This window comes from Gordonia desulfuricans NBRC 100010 (assembly GCF_001485495.1).
In the GTDB taxonomy this organism is placed as follows: Bacteria; Actinomycetota; Actinomycetes; order Mycobacteriales; family Mycobacteriaceae; genus Gordonia; species Gordonia desulfuricans.
The window spans coordinates 1-25796 of record NZ_BCNF01000068.1 but is presented as its reverse complement, the minus strand read 5'-3'; the positions used below and the strand labels follow the sequence as shown (position 1 = coordinate 25796).

Below are 25796 nucleotides of genomic sequence, written 5' to 3'. Positions count from 1 at the left end.
GCTCCCCTACGGGCCGAGGTGGATCAACGACGCCCAAGTGTAGGGGTCGTCGGGTTTGGCAGATCGCAAGGCGCGGACGATCCTGCTGACTGCCGCTCCGGTGTGCGCGGTGACGAGCCCATCCGCGGTGACAAGATCTCGGTAGAGATCCGCGAAGACGGTGCGGGCCACGTCGTCGCGCAGTTCCCACAATGCACCGACCACGTGTCGGAATCCGCTGTAGTGCAGCGCCGTTGCCAGCGTGATCGACTCGTTGAAGAGTTCTGATCCACCGGCTGCGGTGTCGCAGGCCGCCAGACCGGCAAGTTCGCGGCTTGCGACCGTCCGTGCGAGTTCGAACACCCGCAGCATGCCGTCGTTCAGGATGAACCCACCGTCACCAGGGGCGGACAGATTCTGGATCGCATGGCAGTCGAAGTGGACGCTGGTGCACTCGGCGAGCACACGATGCGCCTCGGCGACGGTGGCAGACCCTGACGATACGAGCAGATCCGGGCCGACGAGCTCACGGAGGGGACCGGCAACACCGACGAGGTGATCGGCATCCCCCAGAGTCGAGATGATCCCGAACCGCGATCGCGTCGGGTTGCCGGTTGGCTGTGCACCACGTGCGGCGATCAGTGACCGAAGGCTCGGTGCATACGACGAGGCGACCCGGTCGACGAGCCATCCCGATGACGGCGATCCGGCGGCGTGGATCGGAAGCACCGCGAGCGGTCCCGTGGGGCTCCACCACACGCGCGAGGTCCTGTCCACCAGGTACTTCCCCAGAGGCTCGACGAGCACGTCCCACAGCCACGCGAGAGTGGCCGCGAGGTCCTCGTTCAGCTTGATCCGAGCCTGGTACTGCGCCTCGGTCGCGTCGCGGACACCACGCGCAGCAGCAGGTGAGCGCGATGTGTTGAATTCCCTTCGCGCAGAATCAATGCCATTCAGCGTCGTGGTATGCCATACAAGATTCTCGAAATGGCGGGCAGTGCGCCGCTGCGCATCCTCGAGAGTCATGTCGGCAAGTGGTACGACGTCGATGGTGCCGTCGGCGACCACCAACGCGTCACATCGCCACCGGCTCACGTTCACGACGATCACCGGCCCGTTGTCACCCGCAGTCAGCAGATCGTCGACATCAGGCGGTTCGAAGAACGTCTCGAAGCCGTCGAGCGACCGGATCTCGTCGACCAGCTCATCCCACTGCCGAGCGAGCACCCGGCGACGATCGGAGTACGACTCGTCGATGGTCATCGGATGAGACTAAGCGATCCTGGGGTGGCGGTGATAGGGCTTGCGGCCCTCCATCCCGGCGCCGCCGCGGTGGGTGGCGGTGTCGCCGGCATCTCGGTGCCATCCGGTGCACGAAAGACGAACTGCCGCATACCGAGCGCCTCGATACTGAACTCGCCACGATGCAACGCACGATGACATGGTGATCTGGGTCAGCGTCGGCCGTCTCCGCTTCCGCCCGAAGTTCAGAACCGCACCGCTACCACCGAATCCACGAGCCGAGAATTGCCGACCCGAGATCGGCAGTGACAGTCCCGACCGCCTGCGCTGCGGCCAGCGCAGTCTCGCCCGGATGGTCCTGCGCGTACGCGAGGGTGTCGTCGGCAGAATCCCAGTCGGTGTACATCGCCTGCTCGGCCACGTAGCTCCACGTCGTGACTGCGGCGCCACCCAGGAACGCCGGCACCCCGATGAACCTACCGACCGCCGTACCGGACTTGACCAGCGTCGACCCCGCGTTCATCATCAGGTCACCGCCTGCCTGTAGGCCTTGCCAGAATGCCCCGGCAACATTGCCGTCGGCGAGGTTCAGTCCGATCGCGATGGCATCGACTGCGTTGCCGATCTTTCCCCATCCGAAGATCGCGGCAAGGTTACCTACGCCATTGATCATGTCGTTGAAGGCGCTGCCGCGCAGAATGGCGTTGACCTGCTGCATCGGACCGTCACCGGCGGAGAATCCGAAATCACGGATCGGCGACCGCTTCGGTTCCACGCCGACTTCATCGATGATCGACTCGGAATCGGCACCTGCCGACACACCGGTGTAGTAGGTGAAGGTCACCGACTCTCCGGGAGCAAGATCGCCAACCTGGAACACGATGCCGATCGCGTCGTCGGATTTGGTCGTGTATCCGGATCCCTGACTCCCCGAGGCATACTCATACGGGTTGTAGTTCCTGAAGCCACCCGTGTAGACCTCGGCGCGCCCGTCGGTGGAGTAGTAGTACATCACTGCCGGATGGCCGGTAGCCGTCGCGTAGCCGTCCCCGGGCAAACTGCTTGCGCTCACCATCGAGAACCGGTCGGTCGCGTACTGCCCGCCAATGGTGTTGATCGTGGAGTTGCTGCCGCCCGCGGCCCGGGTGTTGTCCGGATCGATCGAGCGCATGTAGGTCACATCGGTCAGGGTCTGATCTGACGTATTGGTGATGGTGACCGTGGTCTTGACTGCGGTGTCATCGGGTTCGAACGAGTGCGTCTGCGTCACCTGCAGTACGCCGTCGACCACACTCACGGTCTGGGCGCTCAGCGTGGTGTCGGTCGAGAGATCGGTGGTGGTGGACCCGGTCAACCACGCATTCCCCTCGTTGCCGTTCAACGCGCTGAAGCCACCATAGCGACTTCCGTTGTAGCCCACCGACCATCGTTCCTCCGGCGTATCGGGTACGGCGAAGTCGAGCACATTCCCGTCGCCGGTCCCGAATCCGTCGAGGTCGGCCACCAACCCGATCGAGGAGCCGGGACCATAGAAACCGGTGGGCCGCCCGGAACTGCCGAACGATCCCAATGCACTGACACCCAGCTCGAGATAGGTTCCACCCAGGAACACCGCACCGTTGGAGCCGGTGTGCCGTGGTCGGGATGTGGTTGTTGTGGCGACCGGGGTTGCGAGCAGAGTCGGTGTCACCGGTGCAGGCAACGGGACATCGGTGCTCTCCGACGTCGCACTGATCCAGCCCGTTCCGAGCACAGAGGACAGTCCACTGATCGCCGGAACCCGGTAGGAACCACCATTGTTCCACGCGAACCCATTTGCCTCCCAAGGTGTCACCTCCAGCGCTCGACCGGTCTCGGCACCCGGCCCATGTACGGTGTCGCTGGGCAGGGTCGCTGACGCGGGAACTGAACCATCGGCGTCGTCGACCGCGGGTTCGGGTGTGCCCGCAACCTCAGCCGGCTCGGCGGCCGTCGCGTCAGCGGTGGGCGGGTTGGCGGGAATCTCCATCTGCGGAGCCTCAGGCTCGGCGACAAGCTCGGGCACGTCATCCGAGACAGCAGTAGGAGCCGAGTCATCCGTCGCGGCCTCTGTGGTCGTAGCATCCTCCGCAGGCACGTCCACCGGCTCCACCGGCTCCACCGGCGCAGTCTCGCCGTCGCCTTCGACGGCACCGCCCGGGGTATCCGAGGTGGCGTTCCCGGCGGACTCACTTCCGGTACTGTCGACGGCCTCCTCCACCGACGTTGACGACTCCGAGGCAGTGTCGTCCGCGGCGTGCGCATCGCCGGCGCCAACGAACGCCGCAGCCCCGATCCCCAGGGCGAGTGCACCAGATCCCAGCCAGGCCCTTGGCTCGATGCGCCTACGCACACCAACCCCCGATCGCAGTACTGCGCAATCTACTTGCGGGGCAACACAACGTCGAGTGTCAATCATGAAGAATCCTGCCCGATAGACGACCTGAGAAGATGCGAGAATCGCTCCGATACGAGAGCGTGGTGCCAATACTCCCGGCGCATCAGGCAAACCTCAATCGTCTGAAGGTATGAATCAGTCTGCGGTACTGGCACATTCGGCCCGAAGCGATTCCCCCATTCGCAGGACCATCAAGCATACGAACGGCCGATACCGACCTGCGATCTTGCTCCGTACCATTTTCCGCGTCGCCCAGTCGCCGATCATCAGGAGTGGTCATGAACAGGAGACCGTGTACCACCGCCACCACCGGCATTCGTCAACCGCTCCAGTAGGAGCCACTCACAAGTGTGCAGATTCGACGAGCATCAATGTGCACTTCGATGAGCCCGGACCGAGTTTGGTCAGCTGCGGCCCGCGCCATCAGAGTGCTCAGTTGGCTCCACCCACCCAGTCGATGAAGCTGTCGACCCCGGCCGCAACGTAGTCCCGCGTCACCGTGCGCAACACCCCACCGCCCACCGGGACGAGGCCGATGGCATCGGACACGAGGTCTCCCACCTCGTCGACCTGGTCCTTGCGGTCACCCCGCCGCACCGCATCGATCAGCTGGGTGGTGTCCACCACCAGGCTGACCGCATTCATCCCCGTGCCCCACAAGGGAATCCATCCCGTGTAGAGGTTCATCAGTTCCCAGTTCTCCTCGTAGTCGATCTCGTTTCGCGAGTTGTAGGACGACTCGGTCGGAGGAGTACTCGGAATGGCGATCGGGCCCAGCTGCACCTGCGGGAACTGCGGAAGCGCCGGGAAGCTGATCCCGTTGAGCCCCGGGATCGACCACGTCGACCCCGGATTGCTGGGCTCGGTCGGTGTGGTCGGGTCGGTGACCGTCATCCAGTCGGGCGACGGCTCCTCCAGTTCCAACGAATCCACCGGCACCGACACCACACCGAAAACACCCGAACTGTCATCGGCTGCGCCGGTGAGCACGAGGTCGGTTCCGTTGGTGGCGATCGCAGTGACCGTTTGCATCGGCTCGATCTCCGCCCGGCCGATCACCGACCCGGTTGCCGTGTCGACGACGTAGACATAGGAACGCAGGTCGCCGTCGGTGGTGTGCTGCACGAGATAGATCCGCGACCGGTCCGGGCTCATCACGTACGCATCGAGATTGGGTGACGGCAGCGTCGTGGTCGCGACCTGGGCGCCGGTGGCGGTGTCGATGGTGGTCAGGGACCCGTAGCTCCATTGGAAGTAGGTGGACCCATCCGCGCTCAGCCCCAACGGATCACCGGCTCCGCCGGAGAGCGGCTCGACCGCACCGGTCGACAGATCGATCCGCCACCCGGATCCCGTGTAGGCGTAGCGCCCGTCGGGGCTCAGCACCACATCGAGGTGCGTCGATCCACCCGGTTCGGCGAAGGTCGTCACCTCACCGGACGCGGTATCGATGACGCTGAGTACCGGCGCCTGCGCCACACCCCGATTCCAGTAGTCGACGACGACAATGGTGGAGCCGTCGTCGCTGACGGTCACTCCCCGGCTGTCGGAGGTGATCGGCACCCAACCGATCACCTCACCGGTGGCGGTATCGACGGTGTAGAGGCGGCCGTCCATCCCCACGTTCTCCCCGTCGTCTTCGATGGTCGCCACATAGAGCCTGTCACCGGACGGGCTCAGGGCCACACCAAAGGGATAACTGGCATCCGGCCCCAGCGCCCAGACGTGATCAGCACCGGTGGCGAGGTCGATCGCGTGGACCACGGCCACACCCGTGTCGTTGTATTCCGACATGTACACCATGTAGACGGTGGACCCGTCGGGACTGACCGCGATATTTCTGTCCTCGACTTGGTATCCGATGGTGACGATCTCATTGCTCCGAGATGCCGACTCGGAGAGCCGGGTCGCGCCCGCACCGATCCCGATTGTCGTCAGCGCGAGCATGGCCTCGACCGGGGTGGGTGGTCGGCCACCGGTTGCGTTCTGCGTGGGCTCTGCGGCGCGCAGCGTCGTGGCCTGCCCCGACACCGAGGCCAGGCTCTCGATCTCTTGGTCGGTACGCCACTCCACCAACTGCTGGGGCGGTTCAGAATCGTCCGACGCGAGCCCGGCCGGTGAGGGAGGTTCATCCTGGCGGCTGGTCGATGGCTCGGGCTCGTCATGATCGTCGGGTCGCGAATTCGCTGCCTGAGAATCGACGGCTGGTTCGTCAGCAGACGCGGTCACCGAAGTTGGGGATGTGAACTGCCGAGGGGGCTGCGAACCGCCGGTCGCGGTGGGGATTCCCCACCTGGGTGCCGCCTCGGGCACCTCGGACACCTGCCCGGCCTGCTCGTCGCCGGGCTGCTCATCCGATCCCGGCTCAAGGGTCGACGACTCGCTGGGTGTCTCAGGGCTGGAACTCGGCGCGCTCGGACCGGTGGCGGCCTCGGGTGTCGTGGGCTCGGTCGCCGGCACCGACGAGTCTCCGTCACCCGTTTCCTGGGTGATGGGTTCGGATTCTGGGTCCGGGATCGTCTCCACCACAGCCGAATTACCGTCGGCCATCGCAATGCCCGGGGCGCCGATGGTCATCAGGGTCGCCGCGAACCCCATCGAGAGTGCCAGGCGCCGGGTGGCCCCGACCTTCTTCATCGCATGCCGTGCCACAGTCACCCTCCAGGTCGAGACCAGCGGACAGAAATCTAGCACCGCACCACCGCGAGTCCCCGATTCGAGGCGTGCAGGCACACGAATTCATACGAACGGGTGAACCCAAGGGCTGCACGTATGGGAAGCCGCCGTGACAGTCACCCCCACTTACTCGTCTCGCCTTCTGCCCCTTCTTCGAAGACGAGTTGCTTCCCGATACTCCCGCCACTCGTCGGATGCGCTTGTGAGAACTCGAACACGACGAGGGCACCATCGGACTTCCGGTGCCCCATCCGACAGGTCAGCTCACCGAGGTCCATTTCCGGCGTCGGGGCAGCCCCGTCGTCGTCCCAAGTGTCGGCCGCGACGGTCGAGGTGGACTGCGTCTTGAGCGTCAGTCCGCCGCTGACCAGCCAGCGCTCGGTGGCACGACTCTCGTCCCACGCGTGGGCGCTCATGTTGCTGAAATCTGTGGAGATCACCGTCCTCCCGAAGGACAGCACCTCGATGTTGTCCTGCACCGTCTCAATGCACTTGGCCACGAGCCGTTCCTCCAGCGTGGCGGGCTCGGACGCGCACGCGGAGACCAGACCACACATCAGTGCCACCACACCGGTTCTCTGCCATCGCAACGTCGACTTCATGGCACAGATGCTATGTCCCGCTGTAGCGGGTACCCCCGTGTCGCTGGGCAATTCGTCTACCCGCGCTACAGCACGGCAACGCTCGCCGCACATGGTTGTCGGCGAATACTCAAGTGTCCAGGTGCAGCCCGGATCTGGACGATCTGCCCATCGCTGACGGTCACGTATCCGGGCCCGAACGGCGTGTTGCCGCCATGGGCTTCGTCCAGGGCAACCCCCTTGCAGTCACGGTCAGGGCCACGACCAGAACAGGTTTCGCGATTCTCGCCGCCGCCGATGCTGCTGCGATGCGCCACTCCACGCGGACGGCGGCCGGCCCTCAGACGCAACCGTGCGTCGCAAGCACCCAACGAGGACAACAATCGGCGAATCGACCTTACTCATCGCCGCCGCAATCCTCTGCCCCGACCGGTCCGCAGACCGTCTGCGCGCGGCTCGCAATGCCCAGTTGGCGTAGATGACATCTACGCATGCACGAGGTCGATTCGTCCACCACCGCGCGGTGACATGGCGCCGGGAGGTGTCGCCGGGTTCGGCCGCCATCCTGGTGGTGCTACGGCCGGCGGTGTCGCCGACATCTCGGTTCCATCCGATTCACGAAAAGCGAACGGCTGCATACCGAGTCCTTCGAGCCTCGTCGGAGATCGACTCGATATCCGTTGATGATTTGAGCATGACCCGCAGCCCCAGTTGTCGAACCGATGGGCGAAAGCGGAGCAGCAGGCGCCGACATCAACGTTCCGCCGAACACCGCGGGTTGGATGGCCACCGCAATACGCGCCGCCAACGACAAGCCCGGCAGTCATCTCGGGGCATCTCACTTGTGGAGCACTGCGATGAGGAGGCGATCTGCATGTGCGCCCAGGAAAGTCGCGCCACACGAGATTGGTCAGTTCCGGGGACCACAATCCATACGAACGGCCGATACCGACCTGTGATCTCGATCCGTAGCGTTTCCGTCGTTGCCCGTTCGCCGACGACAAGGAACACCGTGAACAAGAAGCTGAGTACCGTTGTAGCCGCCGCGACGTTGAGTGCCGGCGTGCTACTCGCATCGGTCGGTGTCGGCGACGCACACGCGTGGGTTCACTCCGTGGGTCACGCTGGCTCCGGGCAGATCGTGGCCGGAAAAATTGTGATCTCGTACCACAATTCACTGACTCGCGACATTCATTGCGCATACACCATCGGCACCGCTGAGACGTCGTCGGCACTGCACCAGGCAGCCGACAAGGTGAACAGCGCATTCCAGAAACTCGACGCCGACGACGAGGACGGCTATCGGCAAGACTTCACGGCCGGCTGGGGCCTGATCGCCGAACAGCACGTCAGCGGGAAGCTCCTCCATCTCGGCGACGTGAGCGTGTCTCCCACCGTCATCACCCCCGGCAAGACCGAGACCGTGACCTTCACACCTGAAGGACCCATCGCCGCCCAGTATGCAGGCCTCGTCCAATGTCAGGAACTCGACACCGCCAACGGCAATCCGGCTCCTTCTGACCGAACCACCCGGGTCAAGTACGACCAGGACCTGGGAGCATTCGATATCACCGCAGCCCCATCCGGTGGGGGCAACGGCGACACCTCAGGAGCCTGGGGCAGTCTCGAGGATCTGCTGCCCTGATCGGCGGCCCTGGAACCCATGAACGTAAACCCCTATCGACATTGGTCGCCGACGACGATCATGACGGTGGTCGCCACAGTTCTGATCCCACTTGCCAACGTGATCGGTGCCGGGTCCGCCGTCGGTGAGCCGACCACCACGGCGACACTCGTCGAGAGGGTTACGCTGACGCCCCAGCAGGAGACTCTGGTGGTGCACTCGCCGGCGATGGGAAAGTCGGTTCCGCTCACGGTGCTTCGCCCCACGGGTAGTGCACCGGCACCCACGTTGTATCTACTCAACGGCGCCGGCGGCGGTGAGGACAGCGCCAGTTGGGGCAGTCGCACCGACTACACGGAGTTCTTCGCCGACAAGCATGTCAACGTGATCACTCCCCTGCTCGGTGCATTCTCGTACTACACCGACTGGCAACGCGACGATCCCACCATCGGCCGGCACAAGTGGGAAACGTTTCTCACCCGGGAACTGCCACCACTGCTCGACCGCGAACTGCACACGACGGGTGCCAATGCCGTCGCCGGTATCTCGATGGCCGGTACCTCGGTACTCAATCTCGCCACGCATGCCCCTGGCCTGTACCGGGCAGTGGCCTCCTACAGTGGCTGCGCACGAACCAGTGATCCGTTGGGGCAGGCCTATATTCGTGCAGTCGTGCAGGAGCGCGGTGGCGCCGACCTGACCAACATGTGGGGCCCGCTGAACGGCCCCGGATGGCGTGACCACGACCCCTACCTCAACGCCGCGACGCTGCGCGGCCTCAGCATCTATCTCTCATCCAGTTCCGGTCTGCCCGGCCGCGACGAGTCGCTGCCTGCCGATGCCACCGCCGACGACACCCTGCACATGGCCGATCAGGTCATACTCGGCGGCGGGATCGAAGCCGCGATGAACGTGTGCACCCGACAGATGGCAGATCGGTTGCATCAGTTGAACATCCCCGCAACCGTCCACGTCAATGACACCGGAACCCACTCGTGGGGCTACTGGGAACGCGAACTCGAAGCATCGTGGCCGCAGTTGCAGGCAGCCCTGACCCGCTGACCGACTCACCGCCCGGTGAGTCACCCCCCAAGGAGAAATGATGAAGCGCACCACACTCGCCGTATCCCTCGCCGCTGCGGCAGCATCGGTTACCCTGGCCACCGTCGGCGTCGGCACTGCCGAAGCCGCCTGGACGGTGGAGCCCGGCAAGTTCACCCACACCCAGTCACTGGTCGACGGCACCCTCACCCTGGCCATCACGAACACCACCACGATTCCGTCCGGTTGTGCTGTCTCGGTGTACAAGGCCAGTGATGCCGCGGCCGTGGCCGAGATGGCAACCGCCATGAACAACTACTATGGCGGGACAGGAACCACCACCGCCATCACCGCCGCGCGGGCCAAAATCAGCCAGGCCCAGTTCGTCGACCTCACCGCCGAGGACACCACACCCGCCGGTGGCACCGAGACATACACGTGGAACTCCAAGCGCGCCGATTCCAGTTACACCGTTCTCCAGAATTGCGCTGCGAACGACCAAGCCGGCACCGTCGTCTGGGGCGTCTCGTCGTACGTGGTGAACGGAACCGGCGTGTCATCCGGTATCGGAACCGGCAGCCTTGATTCGCTTCTGCCCTGATCGGCAATTGCACGCCTCGACGAACATCCGCAGAACACTCCGATGTAACGCAGATCACGACATCACCGACAAACCGGATGAGCCCTTGTCGCCGCACCTCGGAGGAGTCCGCCCATGCTCACCACCCGTCGGCTCGTAACCGGAGCGACCGTAGCCGCCGCCGCGGCCGCGATCGCCGTCCCCACCGCAGGTACCGCGCACGCCGCACCGGCCACCGTGTACCAGATCCCGGCCTCGGCGCTGGCGGTCAGCGGCCTGGTGGTCCCCGGACCTTACTTCGCCTCGGTCACCGCGCAGACCACCGGCAAGGCCGGCGAACTGCGCGTCTCTGCCCCCGCCTCGCCGTCGATCTGCTCGAGTTCGGCGGCCGGCGCCCTGGTCCGGATCGGGTATGTCGGTCTGACGACCGGACGCTCCGGTGGGGTCACCGTGAAACCCTGCCCGTACTTCCTCGATCCGGCGCCGACCTCTGCGGTCATCCATCCCGGCGGCGGTCAGGCGCTGCTGTCGATCCAGGTGACCGGATCGGCGGCCTACCCGAATGCCGGACAGCCGTCGCTTCCCGGCGTCGCGACGGTCGGTGTGCCGTGACGCACTGACCCGATCACCCCGTCAGACTCGCATACACGAGCAGGTTGTCGTCGGTGGATCCGCCGGCCGCGTCGAGCCGGCATGTCACCAAGATCAGACGTCCCGGAACCGACTGCCACACTTCGTCATACCGCTCGAGCTCGCTCTTGCTGTAGACGGCGGTGGCATCCACCCGATAGATCCGCGATCCGGCGGTGGTGTCGACGCGGATCTGTGCGCCGGGGCGCACCCCGCGCAGCCGGCCGAACACTCCGCCACCGCCGTCGAGAGTGTGCCCGGCGATGAAGACGGTGTCGCGGGAGCCGGGTCGTCCCCGCTCGGTCCACCACCAGGCGTCGTCATCGGTCGGTGGGTCCACCTCACCCGAGGTGCCGATGATCGGCCGGACGGCGGCGTCGATGCCGACGGCAGGAACCCCGACGTGCACCGGATCCCCCTGTGTCGCGGTGATCGGTGATGCGTCGGCCGGACTCCCCGCCACCACCGTTCCGGTTGGCATTCCGTCTGTGGATGTGCCTGACGCGCAGGCGATCATCACCAGCAGCGCGCCGATCACGACGGTGGTGGCCGCGATCATCGACGACAGTGATCTCGTGGTCATGACGTTCTCCTCGCCGAGTCGCGGATTCAGTTCCGACGCCGGCGAGAAGCCGCGTATGCCGCACCCGCGCCCACCAAGACCACTGCGCCACCGGCGAATACGGCCACCGGCAGTTCGTGTCCGCCGCCGGTGTCGAAGCGGACCCGACCGGCCTTCCCGGTGGTCTCGGGCGCCCGGGTGACGGGCACGATGACAGCGGGTGCGGTGGCCGTGGGCACCGACCGGCCTGGCGCTCCCTGAGCCGGTGGCTGCCCGACGTTCGGGTTGGTGCCGGTGCCCCCGTTGCCGGAGTTCCCACTGCCGGAGTTCCCACTGCCGGTCCCCCCATTGCCGCCCGTCCCGGTGCCGGTGCCGGTGTTGCCGGTGCCGGAGTCGCCGGTGGTACCTCCACCGTCCGAGTCATCAGTGACCGCACCGCCGTCGGCAGGGCCGTCATCGGGGTCGTCGGCCACGGGACCATCGGGATCGTCCTGATCGGTATCGCCGCCCGTTCCGTTCCCGCCGGGCTGCGGGCATCCGAAGCTCGGGCACTCGACCCGCAGATCCGGGAGGTTCGGTGTCGCCAGTCCGGGGTCGACCGGGGCGACGAGTGTTCCGTGATCGTCGATCCGTACGTCCGGCTGCAGGTGGCCCTCGGCCGTGGCGATCCCGGCGCCTCCGCCGATCAGGGCGGCGGTGGCAGCCACACCGAGGAAGACACGGCCGGTGGTGGTCAGGGTGATGGTCATCGGAGACTCCTCGTTCTGCGGTCGGCTGGTTCGGCCGTCAGAGGTGGGAGTCGGCACCCCGGCGGGATGCAACAACTTTCTCCGGAGAAGTTTTCTCGATCAGTTGACCACCGGCGGCTGGTTCCCGGAAACACCCGGTGGTGACACCAGCGAACCGCACACCGCGCACTGGACGCGTGGGTCGAAGGCGGGTCCCCCTCCCTCGGGTATCCGACCGGGGCCGGGCTCCTGCTCGTCGGGCACCACTGGCGCGGGGCCGGGGACGGCAGGCGCCACCTCGGGAGGCACCGACACCGGCGGCCGAGACACCGGAGGCTGGGGCGCAGGCTGGGACACCGGCGGCGGGGACGCGGACTGCGCCGACACCGGTGGAGGTGACGTGACCGGCTGCGATCCGGCCGGCCCGGCATCCGGTCGCGACGAGTCGTGTCCCGCCGACGCCGAGGACCCGGTGTTGTGCGGTGTGGCCCCCGGCGCCGACGTGTGCGGCTCCCCCACGGTCGCGGTGGCCGGCGCGTCGATATCCACCGCGGGTACGGGGGGGCTGGGGGGATCACCGGGGACGGTGAGCAACAACAGTGCCGATCCCACCACCACGACGAGCAGCGCCGCGACACCGGACAGGATCATCCACCGACGACGCGGCGGGTCGGCAACCGGGTAGGTCCACGCCGCGCGGCCGGCAACGGTTGTCGGTGCCCGGCGGGTTCGCTCGTGCCGTGGATCGTTGCCGCTCATCGTGACCGGCGACGGCGCGATCCGGGAATCGAGCACATCCGGCATCGGGGCGTCAGGGGTGGCCGCCTGCGCCGGTCCCGGATGCCGGACGGCCGCGACGAGTTGCGGTTCGGCGTCGGAGACGGTGCGCACCCGCAGACCCACCGGAACCGCCAGCAGCGGAAGCGCGATCAGGATGGCCGCCGGCTGGAAGCGTCGGCGGCGCTCACCGAGGCACACCGGACAGTCGTCGATGTGCTTGCTGATCCGCTTGCGCCACAACGGTGTCCACTGCCCATCCCAGGGCGATAGGATGTCGGTGAGTTCGTCACAGCCCACTCCGCCCGCCTGCGCTACGAGCAGCGCACCCAGGCTGCGTTCCAGCGATCGGCGGGCTCGAGAGGTCAACGCCGTCACGTGGGTCGGCTTTGCCCCGAGAACCGCGGCGATCTCGGCATTGTCGAGGTCGTGGCGCAGACTCAGCTCCACGATCTCGCGGTCCTTGGGTGAGAGCCCACCGAGCGCATCGCGTACCAGTTCCCGGATCTCGTCGCGGCGCAGTCCGGCATCGGCATCCGAATCGACCCCGGTGTCATGCCACTCCTGGAATGCCACTTCGCGTCTGGACCCACGAAGACTGCGCAGACACTCCGACCGGACGATCGCATACAGCCAGGGACGCAACCGGTCCGGGTCCCGGAGCTGGTGGATGCGCGCGGCGGCCACGACGAAGCTGTCGTGCGTCACGTCGGCGGCACGTTCACGGCTGCGCACCATCGAATAGGCAAAGGTGTGCAGCGCCGATGCATAACGGTCGTAGACCACACCGAGCGCTTCCGAGTCGCCGTCGAGCAGCGCCGCGACGATCTCGGCATCCGATGGTGGCCTCCGGCCCGATTCCCAGGCTGAGGACATCGCAAACCTCCAGGTCAAGCGGTTCCGATGCTACGGATGCCGATCGGCCCGGAGAAGCGTGTGTCCGGTTTCTCCCGGTTCTGTGTCCGCCGTTCGGTAGAGGCCGCGCGATCTCGGGGTGGGGACGGAAGTGGTTGCGGGAGTGGTCGTCTCACCGGGTTTCGATGGTCGTGGAGATCGCCGGTCGCATCAGCTCGAACATACGAAAGATACAGTCGCTCAACGGCATTCCGGTCTGCGCAAGCCACAGTTCGTGCGCCCCACGTGAGGCCGCGATCCCGGCGTAGGCGATCGCCACCACCGGCGCCGACGACGGCTCGATCCGCAGGCAGGTGGCGACGAACTCGGCGATCGTCGCCCGCCACTGCGCATAGATCACCGTCGCCTGCGCCTGCACCGCCGGCTCACGCAGGATGAGTTCGGCACGGTGGCGCGCCCACGTCTCCTGCGCATCGCCGTGGTCGAGGGAGGCCGCGAAGCCGTCGGCGATCACCCGCCAGGCATCGACACCCCCAGCGGCGACACCCCCAGTGGCGGCGTCCCCGGCGGCGGCGTCCAGCACCGTCCGGAAGACTGCGATCTCGGCGTCGGACTCGACCCACACCACGTCGGCCTTGGCGGGGAAGTACCGGAAGAAGGTGCGTGAGCTGACCCCGGCCGCACGCGCGATGTCGGCCACCGTGGTCTGCTCGAAGCCGTCGCGCAGAAACAGTTCCTGAGCACATGCGGCGAGCGCATGCGCGTTGGTCAACGCCGGACGGCCGCCCCTGTCCCCCTGATCGACAGGGTCACCCCCATCGACCTCACCCTCACCCGAACCCATCGGGCCATCATCACCCACTCGTGCCCCCACACGCACCTCCGGCGGCACTTCACGCAAGGGGTGGCGGTTTTGTCACAGTGTGACATATGGTGTGGATCACATTCATATGGCGAACCGGCCATAGGTCATAGCGGTACGTCGCCGGCACACGATAGGAGCGGATCCATGAGAACCAAAGCAGCGTTGCTTCGGGAAGCACCGGGCACCTGGTCGGTCGAAGAGGTCGAACTCGACGAGCCGAAGACCGGGGAGGTGCTCGTCGAGATGGTGGCCACCGGCCTGTGCCACAGCGACGATCACGTCTCCCACGGCGACATCAGCGCCGCACACCTGCCGACCATCGGCGGCCGCGAGGGGGCGGGCATCGTCCGCAAGCTGGGCCCCGGCGTCACCGATTTCGAGGTCGGCGATCACGTCCTGACCTCGTTCATCCCGTCGTGCGGCAAATGTCGTTGGTGCGCATCGGGGATGCAAAACCTGTGCGACAACGGCGCATTGATCATGATCGGTCACCAACTCGACGGCACGTTCCGCATCCACAGCGACGACGGCCTCGACGTCGCGACCATGGGGCTGCTCGGCACCTTCCCCGAATGGCAGGTCTACGACCAGCTCTCACTGATCAAGATCGCCAAGGACGTCCCGCTGGAGATCGCATGTCTGGTCGCGTGCGGGGTGCAGACGGGCTTCGGATCGGCGACCACCGCCGACAACGTGCAACGCGGTGACGTGGTGCTCGTCGCCGGCGTCGGCGGTGTCGGGATGAACGCCGTCCAGGGTGCACGCGAGAGCGGCGCCGCCCACGTCATCGCGATCGATCCGGTTGCCGACAAGCAGAAGTGGGCGCTCGACTTCGGCGCCGACGAGTCGTTCGGTTCCTTTGCCGACTCCGCCGAGCGTGTCGCCCACCTGACCAACGGGCAGGGTGCCGACGTGGTGATCCTGACCGCCGGTCTGGTCACCAACGAACTCGTCGGTGAAGGGCTTGCCGCGACACGCAAGGCGGGCACCCTGGTGGTCACCGGGATCAGCCCGGAGAACGAGGCCGGACCCATCCCGGGATTCAACGCCAACAACCTGGCCATGATGCAGAAACGTATCCAGGGCGCGCTGTACGGCATGAAGTCCCCTCGCGAGGCCATGCCGATGCTGCTCGACATGTACCGTGCAGGCAAGCTCAAGCTCGATGAACTGGTCACCAAGACATACAGTTTGGACCAGATCAACGACGCCTACGACGACATGCGCGCCGGACGAAACATCCGCGGCGTCATCCACTCCGCTGATCCGGCCACACGGTCCGGTCATGACGACGGCGCCGACCCCGCGGGGTCGGCGCCGTCGTCATGTGTGACCCGACTGGATCGAGGGGCTACTGGGCGGGACTCACGGCCCCACCCGAGAGCACCCGGTAGGCGTAGGTCGAGGCGATCAGCGTGACCGGCCCGGAGACGAGCAGACCCACCAGGCACAGCAGGGCGCCGACGATGTTCAGCAGGACCACCACGACCGCGAGCAGCAGCAGCGAGCCGACGTTCTTGCTCGTCAGATCGAAGCTGGCCTTGAGCGCATCACCCGGCGCCAGGTTGCGGTCGATCACGAAAGCGATGGTGTACCAGAGCAAGAACGTGGCGATCAGGCCCGGGATCACCAGCAGGAAGTAGCCGACCGTGGTGATCAGCCACACCAGGATCGCGGCGATGAACACCGCGGTGAGGTTGTTCCACTTGACGAAGTCGCCGAGCGCGGGCTTGCGGCCGTCGAGCTCGTCGAGGGCACCGCGGGTGAACCCGGCCTGGATCAGCACGCCCAGGATGCCCGACACCAGGCTGGAGGCGATGTTCTGGCCGAGGCTCGGCGACGACGAGAATCCGTTGATGGCAGCGGTGATCAGGCCCAGGATCAGATAAGAGATGACGGCGAACAGGATCCAGTTGAGCGCGTTGGCCTTGTACTTGTTCCAGCCGTAGCTCAGGGCCTCGCCGAGATCGAGCGTCGTCGGCGTCGGGATGCCCGTGGCCGGCGACGGATACGGCGGCGGCTGCTGGCCGGCACCGTACGACGGCGGCGGGTAGGCACCGGGCGGGGGCGGTGAGTTGTACCCGCCGGGCGGAGGTGTGGGCTGCCCGTACTGGGCTGGATCCCCGTACTGGGGCTGGTCCCCGTACTGGGGCTGGTCCCCCGGATTCTGTGGCTCCCCCGAACCGGTCGGTGGATACGTCATGACACTCCTCGCGTGGTCTGGTCCTGTTTGTCGGATTGATCTCTGCGCAGGGTCGCACGTCGAGGTTCAAACCACAACGAATGCCCGCAGAACAATCGGATACACGCTGATCATCCAGGAGACCGGGACAACCGACAGCGGTGGGTTGTCGGTCAAGCACTGTCGGAGCGGAGTTTTCGCAGAACCACCCCATCTGGGTGTGGACGTCACGACCGCCAGGGGTGAGGATGTTGAACATGGCATTTCCCCCACCGGATTTTCGCCGGGACGCCATCGTCGACGCCGCCATTCGAATCCTCGATGCCGGCGGCGTCGAGGCACTCAACATGCGACGTCTGGCCGCCGACGTCGGGCTGCGGCCGATGACGCTGTACTACCACGTCCCCAACAAGACGGTCCTGTTGTCGATGGTGATCGGCGAGATGGGTCACCGGATCGTCTGGGACACCTACACCGGGTCGCCCCGCGACCGGCTGCTGGCGCAGGCGATGGACATGTACACCAAGCTCGATGCCATCCCGTGGGTGTCGGATGTGCTGCGGACCGGGACCGTGCTGGGGATGCCGGAGTTCGAGCAGGCCGAGATCTATCTGTCTGCGGGAATGGAACTCGGCCTCGACCACGAGACCGCCTTCGGTCTGTGGCGCACGTCGTGGTTCCTGATCACCACCGAACTCCAGTGGAACATCACCGCCCGCGAACGCCGCGGCGACGAGGTGGCGATCTACACCCCCGATCCTGACGAACTCACCGACTATCCGGCGGTCCGGCAGCTGTTCGACAACTGGGACGACTACACCCACGGTTATCGGATCGAGAAGTATCTCGCGGCACTCATCGACGGGCTCGCGGCGTCCTCGGGCGGGTCGTCTACCGACGGATAGACACAGATCAGTTCGCGTATGCCGGGAACGTGGTCTCGATGACCTGCCAGATCAGCTTGGCCAACGGGGTGGCGATGACCGACGGGACACCCTGGGCCTGCAACACCGTGGCGATCAGCGGAATGGTCACCACCGACCAGTCGAAGCTCGCGAAGTAGGTCTCGAGGATCGCCTTCAGATCGTTGTAGGAGACCTCCGCCGAACCGTTCGACGACCCGAGGTCGAGCGATCCGGTCGATGAGCCGGTGCTCGAGCCCGACGAGCCCGAACCGGAGTCCGACGATCCGGTGGAACCGGCGGCGGTGCCCACCGACGGGTTGGCGGCGTCGGTGACGATCGGCTCGGCGACGTCACCGTAGGCGCTGGCGGCCAGCACCGACTGCTTGACGTTGCTCTTGTCGGCGGCGACCGGGGCGGCCGCATGCTTGGCGAGCACCCACTGGGCCGCCTGGGCGTTGCGCTTGTCGCCGACGGCGGACGCACCCTTGCTGACGTCGGTCCAGTTCACTTTCGCGGCGGCCACCTGGACCGCGCCCGGTACACTCGACGGTGCGGCGAGCGCCGGTGCGGCCACGATGGTGGTCCCGATCGCGGCGGCCAGGCCGACCCCGGCGATCCGGACTGCATAGCTGGTCTTCATCTCAATCTCCCCGAAGATTGTGGTATCCCAATGGGATTCGTCTACTCAGACGTCAGCACGTTAGCAGCGGGAAGTACCTCTCGGCAGAACTGGCCGCTGTCGGGGCCGCCACCGCTCCGGTCCGGACCACCGGCGACCGGCGCCGCGGGCGCCGGCGCACACGGCGGCGCATCGCCGCACCGGGCATGATTGTTCACGATGCGTTCACCAGATATCTTCCATGCCCTGGTCCTGCTCAACCTGCTGTTCGCCTGCGGGCTGTGGACCCTGCTGCGCCCGAGTGTGCGCGCGGCGGTCACGCTGCTCGTCGTCGCGGTGGCGTGGGTGATCTGGAACGGCCCGATCGAGGGTGCGACGCTCGTCACGTTCACCAGGACCAACGGCCTGACCGAGTCGGATCTGCTGTCGGTGGGGGCGGCCGGAATCTCACTGTGGACTTTCGCGCGGGTGCGACGGCAGCAGCCCATACAGGACCTCAGTTAGGTTTGCCTAACCAACACCATGTAGGGTTTGTCCGAAATCGAGGTGCCCGAACGACCTGAGGTGACATTGCCATGACCCTGTCGAGTGAGACGACCGCGCCGGTCGCCCTCCGATCCCGCTCCGCCCGCCGTCGTCGGCGATCGGTGGCCGCAGCGGTCGTGGCCGCAGCGATCGGACTCGGCAGCGGAATCGGGCCGGCGTTCGCGGTGGATCCCACCGTCGAGCGCACCTCGGCGAGCTGCTACTTCACCAGTGACACCGATCGCGCCCAGAACGTGCAGACCTGCTACGTCTGGTCGGAGTCCATGCAGACCACCGTGACGGTCAAGGTCCGGCCGTCCGATCAGCAGGCCGGACAGCCCGAGCAGGCCGTCTACTTCCTGGGCCAGCTCAGCGATCCGATCGCCAACGGTCGCGGCGACCTCTACGACACGGGCTACACCCTGGTGTCGATCCCCGATTCGGCCACCACGTGGTCGGCGAACTGGGAGTCCACGCCGGTCGACAACAACGGCAACCCGCTGAGCAACTACGAAGGCAACGGCGACTTCAACCCGCAGTGGGAAACCTTTGTGGGTGAAGAACTCCCGGTGTTCCTGAACCAGAACTTCGATGTCGACACCTCCGGCAACGCGATCTCCGGACTGTCCATCTCGGGCGGGCAGGCGATCAACCTGGCACTGAAGTACCCCGAGGTGTTCTCGGTGGCGGTGTCACGCTCGGGGTACTACCACACCGACAACATCTTCGGGTACTTCGCGGTGCCGTTCATCCTGTCCAGCCGTCAGGGCGTCGGCAACGGATTCGACGGCATGTGGGGCAACCCGCTGCTGCCCGGTAACTCATGGGCCGCCAACGACGTCGCCGCCCAGATCATGCAGGCCAAGGCCAACGGCCAGACCATCATCGTCTCCACCGGCAACGGTCTGCCGGCCTCGCAGGCCGAATGGGACGAGATGATGGCCCAGGGCGGCATCCTGCACGTCGCGATCGGCGTGGGACTCGAGGTGATCTCCTTCGCGTCGACGGTGCTACTCAACATCCAGGCCGAGATCTTCGACCTCCCGGTGCAGTTCATCTACACCGACGGCGCACACACCTGGAACCGGTGGATCCGCACCGACGAGGAAGAGGTCGACAAGCTCGAGGACGCACTGAGTGGCTATGTGACCTCGCCGACCACCACCACCGCCACCAACGTGGCCCGCGTGAGCGCTGCCGCGGAGTCCACCGCGGTCGAGTCCTCCACTGTCGCAACACCGGTCGTCGCGACCCCCGAAGCCGAGACACCTGACACCGAGACGCCGGCCGCGGGGTCGACCGATACCGAGACACCCGAGACCGAGACCACCGGGACCGAGACACCCGAGACCGAGACCACCGAGACCGAGTCACCCGCCGCGGAGACCGAGCCGGCCACCGGTGAAGAGGCCGACACCGAAGGCGATTCTTCGGCAGCCGAGTCGGGCACCGCAGACGACGCCACCGAGACACCGGTCGTCGACGAGGCCGCCGGGCAGAAGTCTGCCGACCGCGATTCCACAGATATGTCGGATACCGAATGATGTTGCGGCACATGCATTGTCGTGAGGTCGGACGCCTTTTCCGGTTCATCCGTTTCTGCTAGATTCGCAGTTGTGTTCGCCACTCTCACGACCGCACTCCGGCCGCTGCTCGCCGCCGGAATCGCCGCCGCCGCACTCACCTACGTCAACACCCCCGACGCCGAGGCCCTCGACCTCGGGTCGTCGTCGTCGACTGCGGGCTGCACCACCACCGCAGCCTCCACCCACGGATGGGGAACCGCCGAGCACTACGACGGCTTCTCGTCGTTGTCGAACTGGAGCGCCTACGACGGCGCCGGTCACGACGGCAACGGCCGCCGGAGCCCGTCGGCGGTCTCCATTTCCGATGGGGCGCTGACCATCACGTCCACCATCGACGGCACGTCCGGTGGGGTGACCCCCAAGTGGGGTGGACGCAAGTACGGCCGGTGGGAGATCTGCTCACGGGCCACCGTCGCCTCCCCCACCTGGCATGCGGTCGCACTGCTGTGGCCCGACGCCGAGGACTGGCCGGTCGGCGGCGAGGTGGACTTCATGGAGATCGCCGACGCCACCCGCAGCACCGTGCAGTACAACCTGCACTACGGCGCGGCCAACAACGTCGAATCCCACACCACCTGGGGCGACGCCACCAACTGGCATGCCTGGGCCGTCGAATGGACCCCGCAGTACATCGCGGTGTACCGCGACGGTGTGCAGTGGGCGCGGAGCACCGACGTGAACCGGCTGCCACCGCGGTCGATGCACCTGGCGCTGCAGCTCGACAACTTCGGCGGACTCACCTTCCCCACCGGGCAGATGTTCGTCGATTGGGTTGCGGAGTACGGGATCTAGCGCAACCGACCGATCGCAGGGGGGGAACACTCACAAACGGAAACGGACCCTGCAGAGGCACCGATGTGCCTCTGCAGGGTCCGTTTCCGTTTGCCGACCGCCGACGCGAGCGTCAGACCGGAAGGTGGTGGCTATGCGGTCACCGACTCCTTCTCGGTGGCACCCGCCCGGCGGGCCTTGGCGGCCAGTCGCGCCGGTGCGGTCTCGGGAAGGGCGAGCAGACACAGCAGCGAGATGGTCAGCATGACGGCCAGGTAGTAGCCGATGTTGGCGGCGTCACCGGTACCGGCGATGATCCGGTTGGCGATCAGCGGCGAGATACCGCCACCGAGCACGGCACCCACGTGGAAGGCGATGCCCATACCGGTCTGCCGCTGCTCCCGCGGGAACAGTTCGGTGAAGTAGGTGTACATCGGGCCGAACAGGAAGCCGGTGCAGAAGAATCCGATGACCAGCGCGGTGACCACGGCGGCCACGGTGCCGGTCTGGGCCAGCCGGAAGATGAACAATGCCGCGACCACCGACGATGCGGCGCCGGCGATCATCACCGGACGTCGTCCGATGCGGTCGGACAGGAGCGCACCGATGACGTTGGCGACACCGTGCATCACCAGCGCGGCGATACTGCCGTACACGATCGCGGTACGCGGGAGATCCAGTCCGTCAGGGGCTTTGGCGGTGGCGTAGGAGAGCATGAAGATCGACAGGGCGAAGGTGGTGGAGTTCAGGCCGACGTTGACACCTGCGGCCAGCGCCAGCCGACGCCAGTTGGTGCGGATGACGGTGAGTGCGGGAACCCGCTTGCGCAGCTCTTCCTCGCCGTGCTCGGCGACCATCGCCTTGAACACCGGGCTCTCGGCAACGCCCTTACGAATCCAGATGCCCAGCACCAGGACCAGACCGCCGACCAGGAACGGCAGACGCCAGGCCCAGTCGTCGACCATGGTCGCCGGCATCAGCAGGACCAGCGCGAACGCGATGTTGGCGAGGATGGTGCCCACGGGGCTGCCCAGTGCGGTGAAGACGCCGTACTGGGCGCGCTTCCCGTCGGGGGCGTGCTCGATGGCGAGCACCGCCGAACCGCCGGTCTCACCACCACGACAGAGCCCGTGCACCATGCGGCACAGGACAAGCAGCAGCGGTGCCGCCACCCCGATCTGCGCGTAGGTCGGCAGCAGACCGATCAGGACGGTGGCCGCACCCATTCCGATGAAGGTCAGGGTGAGGGCCTTCTTGCGACCGTAGGTGTCACCGACCCACCCGAACAGGATAGCGCCGATCGGCGCCATCAGGAATCCGATGCCGAAGGTGGCCAGACCCATGAAGGTGCTGAACCAGGCGTCGTTGGTCTTGAAGAAGGTGTCGCTGAAGACCAGCGCGGTGGCGGTGCCGTAGATCGCGAAATCGTAGAACTCGAGGGATGTTCCGACGCCGCTGGCGAAGGCCAGGCGCCTGAAGCTGGACTTCGGTGCCGCACTCGCGGGAACCCCTGTGGACACCGGGCTGTGTTCTGACACTGACTGTTTCCTCTGATCTTCACAAGTGATGCCGCGGCGTCGTTGCCGTCGACTTCATGTCGTGTCCATCGTTACGCAACCCGGGGCACTTCACTGTGCGAGTCGGCGGAAACATAACTTTCCCGTACCCCGCGTACAGGGATTCCTAGCAGCCATCCGTGTGCCGGCAGGGGGATCCGGGAGTCGGTGTCGGTGGCGCCCAGAACGACGGGAGTGCCCGTACCAACGGTACGGGCACTCCCGGGGTCGTGCAGGGCGAGAACCGTCACAGGAATCCGGGGATCACCGGCTCCTGACCGAGCAGTACCGATCCCGCACCGTCGTACATCGCCTGGCCGAGGGTGGCGTGCAACTGCGGGACGATCGCATCCTGCCGGAGCAGCTGCATGGGATGGCCGTTGTTGATGATCGCCGCCCCCGACACCGCACACAGGCGTCCCACCACGTCGGCGGCGGTATCGGCGATGTTGGCCGCCGACAACCGCATCCGGGCGATCTGCTCGTCGCTCGCCGGATCACCGGCGACGACGGTCTGCCACACCTCGTCGGCCACATCGAGGTAGAACGAACGCGCGGAGTTCAGCGCCACATACGCTTTCGCGAACTCTGTGCGGTAGTACGCACGTGCGGCGAGCGGCGGCGCGCCGGTGACACCGGTGCGCGATCCGGCCGCACGCACCTGGTCGAGTGCCGCCTGGGCCACACCGAGGCCCACCGCGGCGTGGGCCTGCGCCTGGTAGGCGATCAGCGGGTACCGGTAGAGCGGATCGTCGATGAATGTCTCACCGCCGCCGCGCACAAAGGTCCATTCCTGTGGCACCTCGACGTTCTCGACGATCACGTCGAACGATCCCGACGCGGCCATCCCGGTGACGTCCCAGTCGTCGACGAAGGTGACCTGATCGGGTCGCAGGACCGCCGCACGCGGCTTGCCACCGGCGCTCTCATCGCGCAGGCCGACGCCGACGTAGTCGGCACCCATACAGCCGCTGGCGTACTTCCAGCGACCTTTGATCACATAGCGACCGTCTCGCAGCGGAGCCGGCTGCATCGGGAAAAGACCTCCGGCCCAGACGATGTCGGGGCCGTCCCGGTAGATCTCGGCCTGGGTGTCGAGCGGGAGTGCACCCAGATAGGTCAACGACGACGCGAACGCGATGATCCATCCGGTCGACCCGTCGACCCGGGCCACCCGCTCGATCAGCTGCAGGAACTGCGCCGGCGGGATCGGTTCACCACCGAAGCGGATCGGTGCGGCCGCCCGGAACACGCCGAGCGGGATGAACTTCTCCACGAAATCACGCGGCACATAGTGCTGGGCGTGGAACTCCGAGCGGCGTTGCGCCAGTTCGGCGAGCACCGAATCCCAGGTGACGGTGGATGGTTCGAGTGTCGCGGTCATGGGTTGGATCTCCTGCTCGTCGTGGCTGTACCACTGCGAGGCTACGAACTCACCCGGCGCGGTGTCGATCAGCAAAGTCGGCCTTTCGCGTAGGTGATTTCCTAACCACGCCTAGTCGTTTTGCGGACTGCGTGGTGCGCGGGGCCGATCTAGGCTGACTCCATGACCGACGTGGTGCCGTGTGCTGCGCTGACCGCAGACGACCATCTCGCACTGCTCGAGGCCGGCGACACCTGCATCCTGCTGCACGATGCGGAGTCGTTGCAGATCGTGTGGGCGAACCCGGCCGCGTGCCGGATGCTGGAGGTGGAACTGGCCGAGCTGCTCCAGTTGCGGGCCAACCACATCAGCAAACCGGCCCGCGAATACGACAGGGTGGTGGCCCGCGCCCTGCTCAACCAGGCCCTGGACAGAGGCGCCGCGCGGGTGGAGTGGCATCTACGGTCCAAGTCCGGCCGGGTCTTCCGGTGCGATGCCTTCGCCACCCGGGTCGAGTTGTCCCAGGGCCCCGCGGTGATGGTCCAGTACCGCGACATCGAGCGCGAGCTGTCCACCGAGCGCGCCGAGCGGCTCACCGAGACCCATGTCGGGATGCTCACCCAGCACACGTCGACCATCGCGCTGACCGTCGCCCAGGACGGCTCGATCCAGGCGGCCACCGACACCGCACTGGGCTATCTGTTCCCCGACCGCACCACGGTCTCCCCCATCGGGCGAACCCTCATGTCGTGCACCCAGATCCGGGTCAACGGTCAACCGTCGACCTGGTCGGAGGTGGTGGCGGCGACCAGTCCGCTGCATCCGTTGCAGCTGCTCATCGACCGCGACGGCACCCCGATCTGGCTGGAGGGCAGCGTCGAACGGCTTCCCGAGCTCGCCGCACAGCGGTATCTGATCATCCTGCACGACATCACCGACCGCATCCGCGAGGAGGAGGTGCGAGAGCTCGCGCTGCACCAGGAGAACTACCTGGCGCGCTACAACGCCATGGGCGACATGGCGATGGCCATCGCCCACGAACTCGGCCAACCACTCGCCGCCGCCGACAACTTCATCACCGGAGTCCGCGGATTCTCCCGCTCCCTCGCCGGCACCGAACGCCTCGACGCCGACACCTGCAGTGACATCGACAGCGGCCTCGAGCTGGCGAGCAAACAGATCGCCCGCGCCGCCACCATCGTGAACACCGTGCGGGCCTACGTCGGACACCTCGAACACGTCGAGCAGGTCGTCGACCTCAACGACGTGGTGCGGGAGTGCCTGCCGTTCATGCAGTTACGGTCGGGGCCCACCGGCGTCCCGATCGAGGTGCGGCTCTCCGAGCAGCCCGTGTGGGTGCGGTGCGAACGGGTCCTGGTGGGCCAGGTGATGCTCAACCTGTGCTTCAACGCCGTCGACGAGATGGTCGCGTGCGGTGACACCGCCACACCCGTGGTGATCACGACGTCGAATACCGGCGGGGAGGGCATCTTCACCGTCGACGACCAGGGTCGGGGCCTCAACCGCGACCCGTTCCACGAATCGTTCACCGAGAAGGCACACGGGAGCGGAATCGGATTGGCGTTGAGCTATCGGATCATCACGCGCCAGCACGGCACCATCTGGAACCGACCACGCGCCGGGGGCGGCACGGTGTTCGGGTTCGGGTTGCCGTCCCAGTAGGCGCGGCCCCGGCTCTGGCGATCACGTCGGACGTGGCTGCGAACACTGTT

Annotated in this window: 22 protein-coding genes; 10 read left to right on the top strand and 12 right to left on the bottom strand. The window is 66.3% G+C overall.

Annotation, left to right across the window (positions count from 1 at the left end; genetic code table 11):
- Positions 1-6 precede the first annotated feature (6 nt).
- The 4 genes from GD1_RS12025 to GD1_RS12010 all read right to left on the bottom strand — a co-directional run bounded on the left by GD1_RS12025 (position 7) and on the right by GD1_RS12010 (position 6915).
- The gene (locus GD1_RS12025; protein WP_059037196.1) at positions 7-1242 is read right to left on the bottom strand and encodes a CHAT domain-containing protein; all 1236 of its coding nucleotides are present in this window, start codon (positions 1240-1242) and stop codon (positions 7-9) included.
- Positions 1243-1480: 238 nt separating this feature from the next.
- Positions 1481-2911: a hypothetical protein gene (locus tag GD1_RS12020; RefSeq protein WP_157079459.1), complete on the bottom strand. Its 1431-nt coding sequence runs from the start codon at positions 2909-2911 to the stop codon at positions 1481-1483.
- Between the two features lie 1158 nt (positions 2912-4069).
- Positions 4070-6289 (bottom strand): hypothetical protein, encoded by a 2220-nt coding sequence (locus GD1_RS12015; protein WP_157079458.1) that lies wholly within the window; start codon positions 6287-6289, stop codon positions 4070-4072.
- 140 nt (positions 6290-6429) lie between these two features.
- The gene (locus GD1_RS12010; RefSeq protein ID WP_157079457.1) at positions 6430-6915 is read right to left on the bottom strand and encodes a hypothetical protein; all 486 of its coding nucleotides are present in this window, start codon (positions 6913-6915) and stop codon (positions 6430-6432) included.
- 991 nt (positions 6916-7906) lie between these two features.
- Between GD1_RS12010 and GD1_RS12005 the strand changes: the two genes are divergently transcribed.
- The 4 genes from GD1_RS12005 to GD1_RS11990 all read left to right on the top strand — a co-directional run bounded on the left by GD1_RS12005 (position 7907) and on the right by GD1_RS11990 (position 10751).
- On the top strand, positions 7907-8539 hold the full coding sequence (locus GD1_RS12005; RefSeq protein ID WP_059037192.1) for a hypothetical protein: 633 nt from the start codon (positions 7907-7909) through the stop codon (positions 8537-8539).
- A 60-nt stretch (positions 8540-8599) separates the two neighbouring features.
- Positions 8600-9580 carry an alpha/beta hydrolase gene (locus GD1_RS12000; protein ID WP_238403704.1) on the top strand — a complete coding sequence of 327 codons (981 nt, stop codon included), beginning with the start codon at positions 8600-8602 and terminating at the stop codon, positions 9578-9580.
- 40 nt (positions 9581-9620) lie between these two features.
- The gene (locus GD1_RS11995) at positions 9621-10160 is read left to right on the top strand and encodes a hypothetical protein (protein ID WP_157079456.1); all 540 of its coding nucleotides are present in this window, start codon (positions 9621-9623) and stop codon (positions 10158-10160) included.
- Positions 10161-10274: 114 nt separating this feature from the next.
- Positions 10275-10751: a hypothetical protein gene (locus tag GD1_RS11990; RefSeq protein WP_059037189.1), complete on the top strand. Its 477-nt coding sequence runs from the start codon at positions 10275-10277 to the stop codon at positions 10749-10751.
- A gap of 13 nt (positions 10752-10764) precedes the next feature.
- Here GD1_RS11990 and GD1_RS11985 read toward each other — a convergent pair whose 3' ends face one another.
- The 4 genes from GD1_RS11985 to GD1_RS11970 form a co-directional block, all read right to left on the bottom strand.
- A complete protein-coding gene (locus GD1_RS11985; RefSeq protein WP_059037188.1) occupies positions 10765-11352 on the bottom strand; it encodes a class F sortase in 588 nt (195 codons plus the stop codon).
- A 26-nt stretch (positions 11353-11378) separates the two neighbouring features.
- Positions 11379-12080: a hypothetical protein gene (locus GD1_RS11980; protein WP_059037187.1), complete on the bottom strand. Its 702-nt coding sequence runs from the start codon at positions 12078-12080 to the stop codon at positions 11379-11381.
- A 99-nt stretch (positions 12081-12179) separates the two neighbouring features.
- Positions 12180-13712 (bottom strand): RNA polymerase sigma factor, encoded by a 1533-nt coding sequence (locus tag GD1_RS11975; RefSeq protein WP_059037186.1) that lies wholly within the window; start codon positions 13710-13712, stop codon positions 12180-12182.
- Positions 13713-13863: 151 nt separating this feature from the next.
- Positions 13864-14535, bottom strand: coding sequence for an acyl-CoA-like ligand-binding transcription factor (locus tag GD1_RS11970; protein WP_059037185.1), 672 nt, complete (start codon positions 14533-14535; stop codon positions 13864-13866).
- Between the two features lie 165 nt (positions 14536-14700).
- Between GD1_RS11970 and GD1_RS11965 the strand changes: the two genes are divergently transcribed.
- Entirely contained in the window at positions 14701-15975 is a 1275-nt protein-coding gene (locus tag GD1_RS11965) for an NDMA-dependent alcohol dehydrogenase (RefSeq protein ID WP_083534124.1), read from the top strand.
- On the opposite strand, the gene GD1_RS11960 is transcribed toward GD1_RS11965, so the two are convergent.
- A complete protein-coding gene (locus GD1_RS11960; RefSeq protein ID WP_083534123.1) occupies positions 15908-16759 on the bottom strand; it encodes a hypothetical protein in 852 nt (283 codons plus the stop codon). The genes GD1_RS11965 and GD1_RS11960 overlap by 68 nt on opposite strands.
- 236 nt (positions 16760-16995) lie before the next feature.
- Here GD1_RS11960 and GD1_RS11955 point away from each other — a divergent pair, with 236 nt between their 5' ends.
- Positions 16996-17643, top strand: a complete 648-nt coding sequence (locus GD1_RS11955) for a TetR/AcrR family transcriptional regulator (RefSeq protein WP_083534121.1) — start codon at positions 16996-16998, stop codon at positions 17641-17643.
- Between the two features lie 7 nt (positions 17644-17650).
- On the opposite strand, the gene GD1_RS11950 is transcribed toward GD1_RS11955, so the two are convergent.
- On the bottom strand, positions 17651-18283 hold the full coding sequence (locus GD1_RS11950) for a hypothetical protein (RefSeq protein WP_059037184.1): 633 nt from the start codon (positions 18281-18283) through the stop codon (positions 17651-17653).
- Between the two features lie 198 nt (positions 18284-18481).
- Between GD1_RS11950 and GD1_RS11945 the strand changes: the two genes are divergently transcribed.
- The 3 genes from GD1_RS11945 to GD1_RS11935 all read left to right on the top strand — a co-directional run bounded on the left by GD1_RS11945 (position 18482) and on the right by GD1_RS11935 (position 21165).
- Complete coding sequence (locus tag GD1_RS11945) at positions 18482-18766, top strand: hypothetical protein (protein WP_059037183.1); 285 nt, start codon at positions 18482-18484, stop codon at positions 18764-18766.
- Between the two features lie 71 nt (positions 18767-18837).
- Positions 18838-20331, top strand: a complete 1494-nt coding sequence (locus GD1_RS11940) for an alpha/beta hydrolase-fold protein (protein ID WP_053777075.1) — start codon at positions 18838-18840, stop codon at positions 20329-20331.
- Between the two features lie 72 nt (positions 20332-20403).
- A complete protein-coding gene (locus GD1_RS11935; protein WP_020790457.1) occupies positions 20404-21165 on the top strand; it encodes a glycoside hydrolase family 16 protein in 762 nt (253 codons plus the stop codon).
- Positions 21166-21296: 131 nt separating this feature from the next.
- On the opposite strand, the gene GD1_RS11930 is transcribed toward GD1_RS11935, so the two are convergent.
- Both GD1_RS11930 and GD1_RS11925 read right to left on the bottom strand, forming a co-directional pair.
- Positions 21297-22682 (bottom strand): MFS transporter, encoded by a 1386-nt coding sequence (locus tag GD1_RS11930; protein ID WP_082365849.1) that lies wholly within the window; start codon positions 22680-22682, stop codon positions 21297-21299.
- 265 nt (positions 22683-22947) lie between these two features.
- On the bottom strand, positions 22948-24084 hold the full coding sequence (locus GD1_RS11925; protein ID WP_059037202.1) for an acyl-CoA dehydrogenase family protein: 1137 nt from the start codon (positions 24082-24084) through the stop codon (positions 22948-22950).
- A 162-nt stretch (positions 24085-24246) separates the two neighbouring features.
- On the opposite strand from GD1_RS11925, the gene GD1_RS11920 reads away from it, so the two are divergent.
- Positions 24247-25746 carry a sensor histidine kinase gene (locus GD1_RS11920; protein WP_020790466.1) on the top strand — a complete coding sequence of 500 codons (1500 nt, stop codon included), beginning with the start codon at positions 24247-24249 and terminating at the stop codon, positions 25744-25746.
- Positions 25747-25796: the final 50 nt, after the last annotated feature.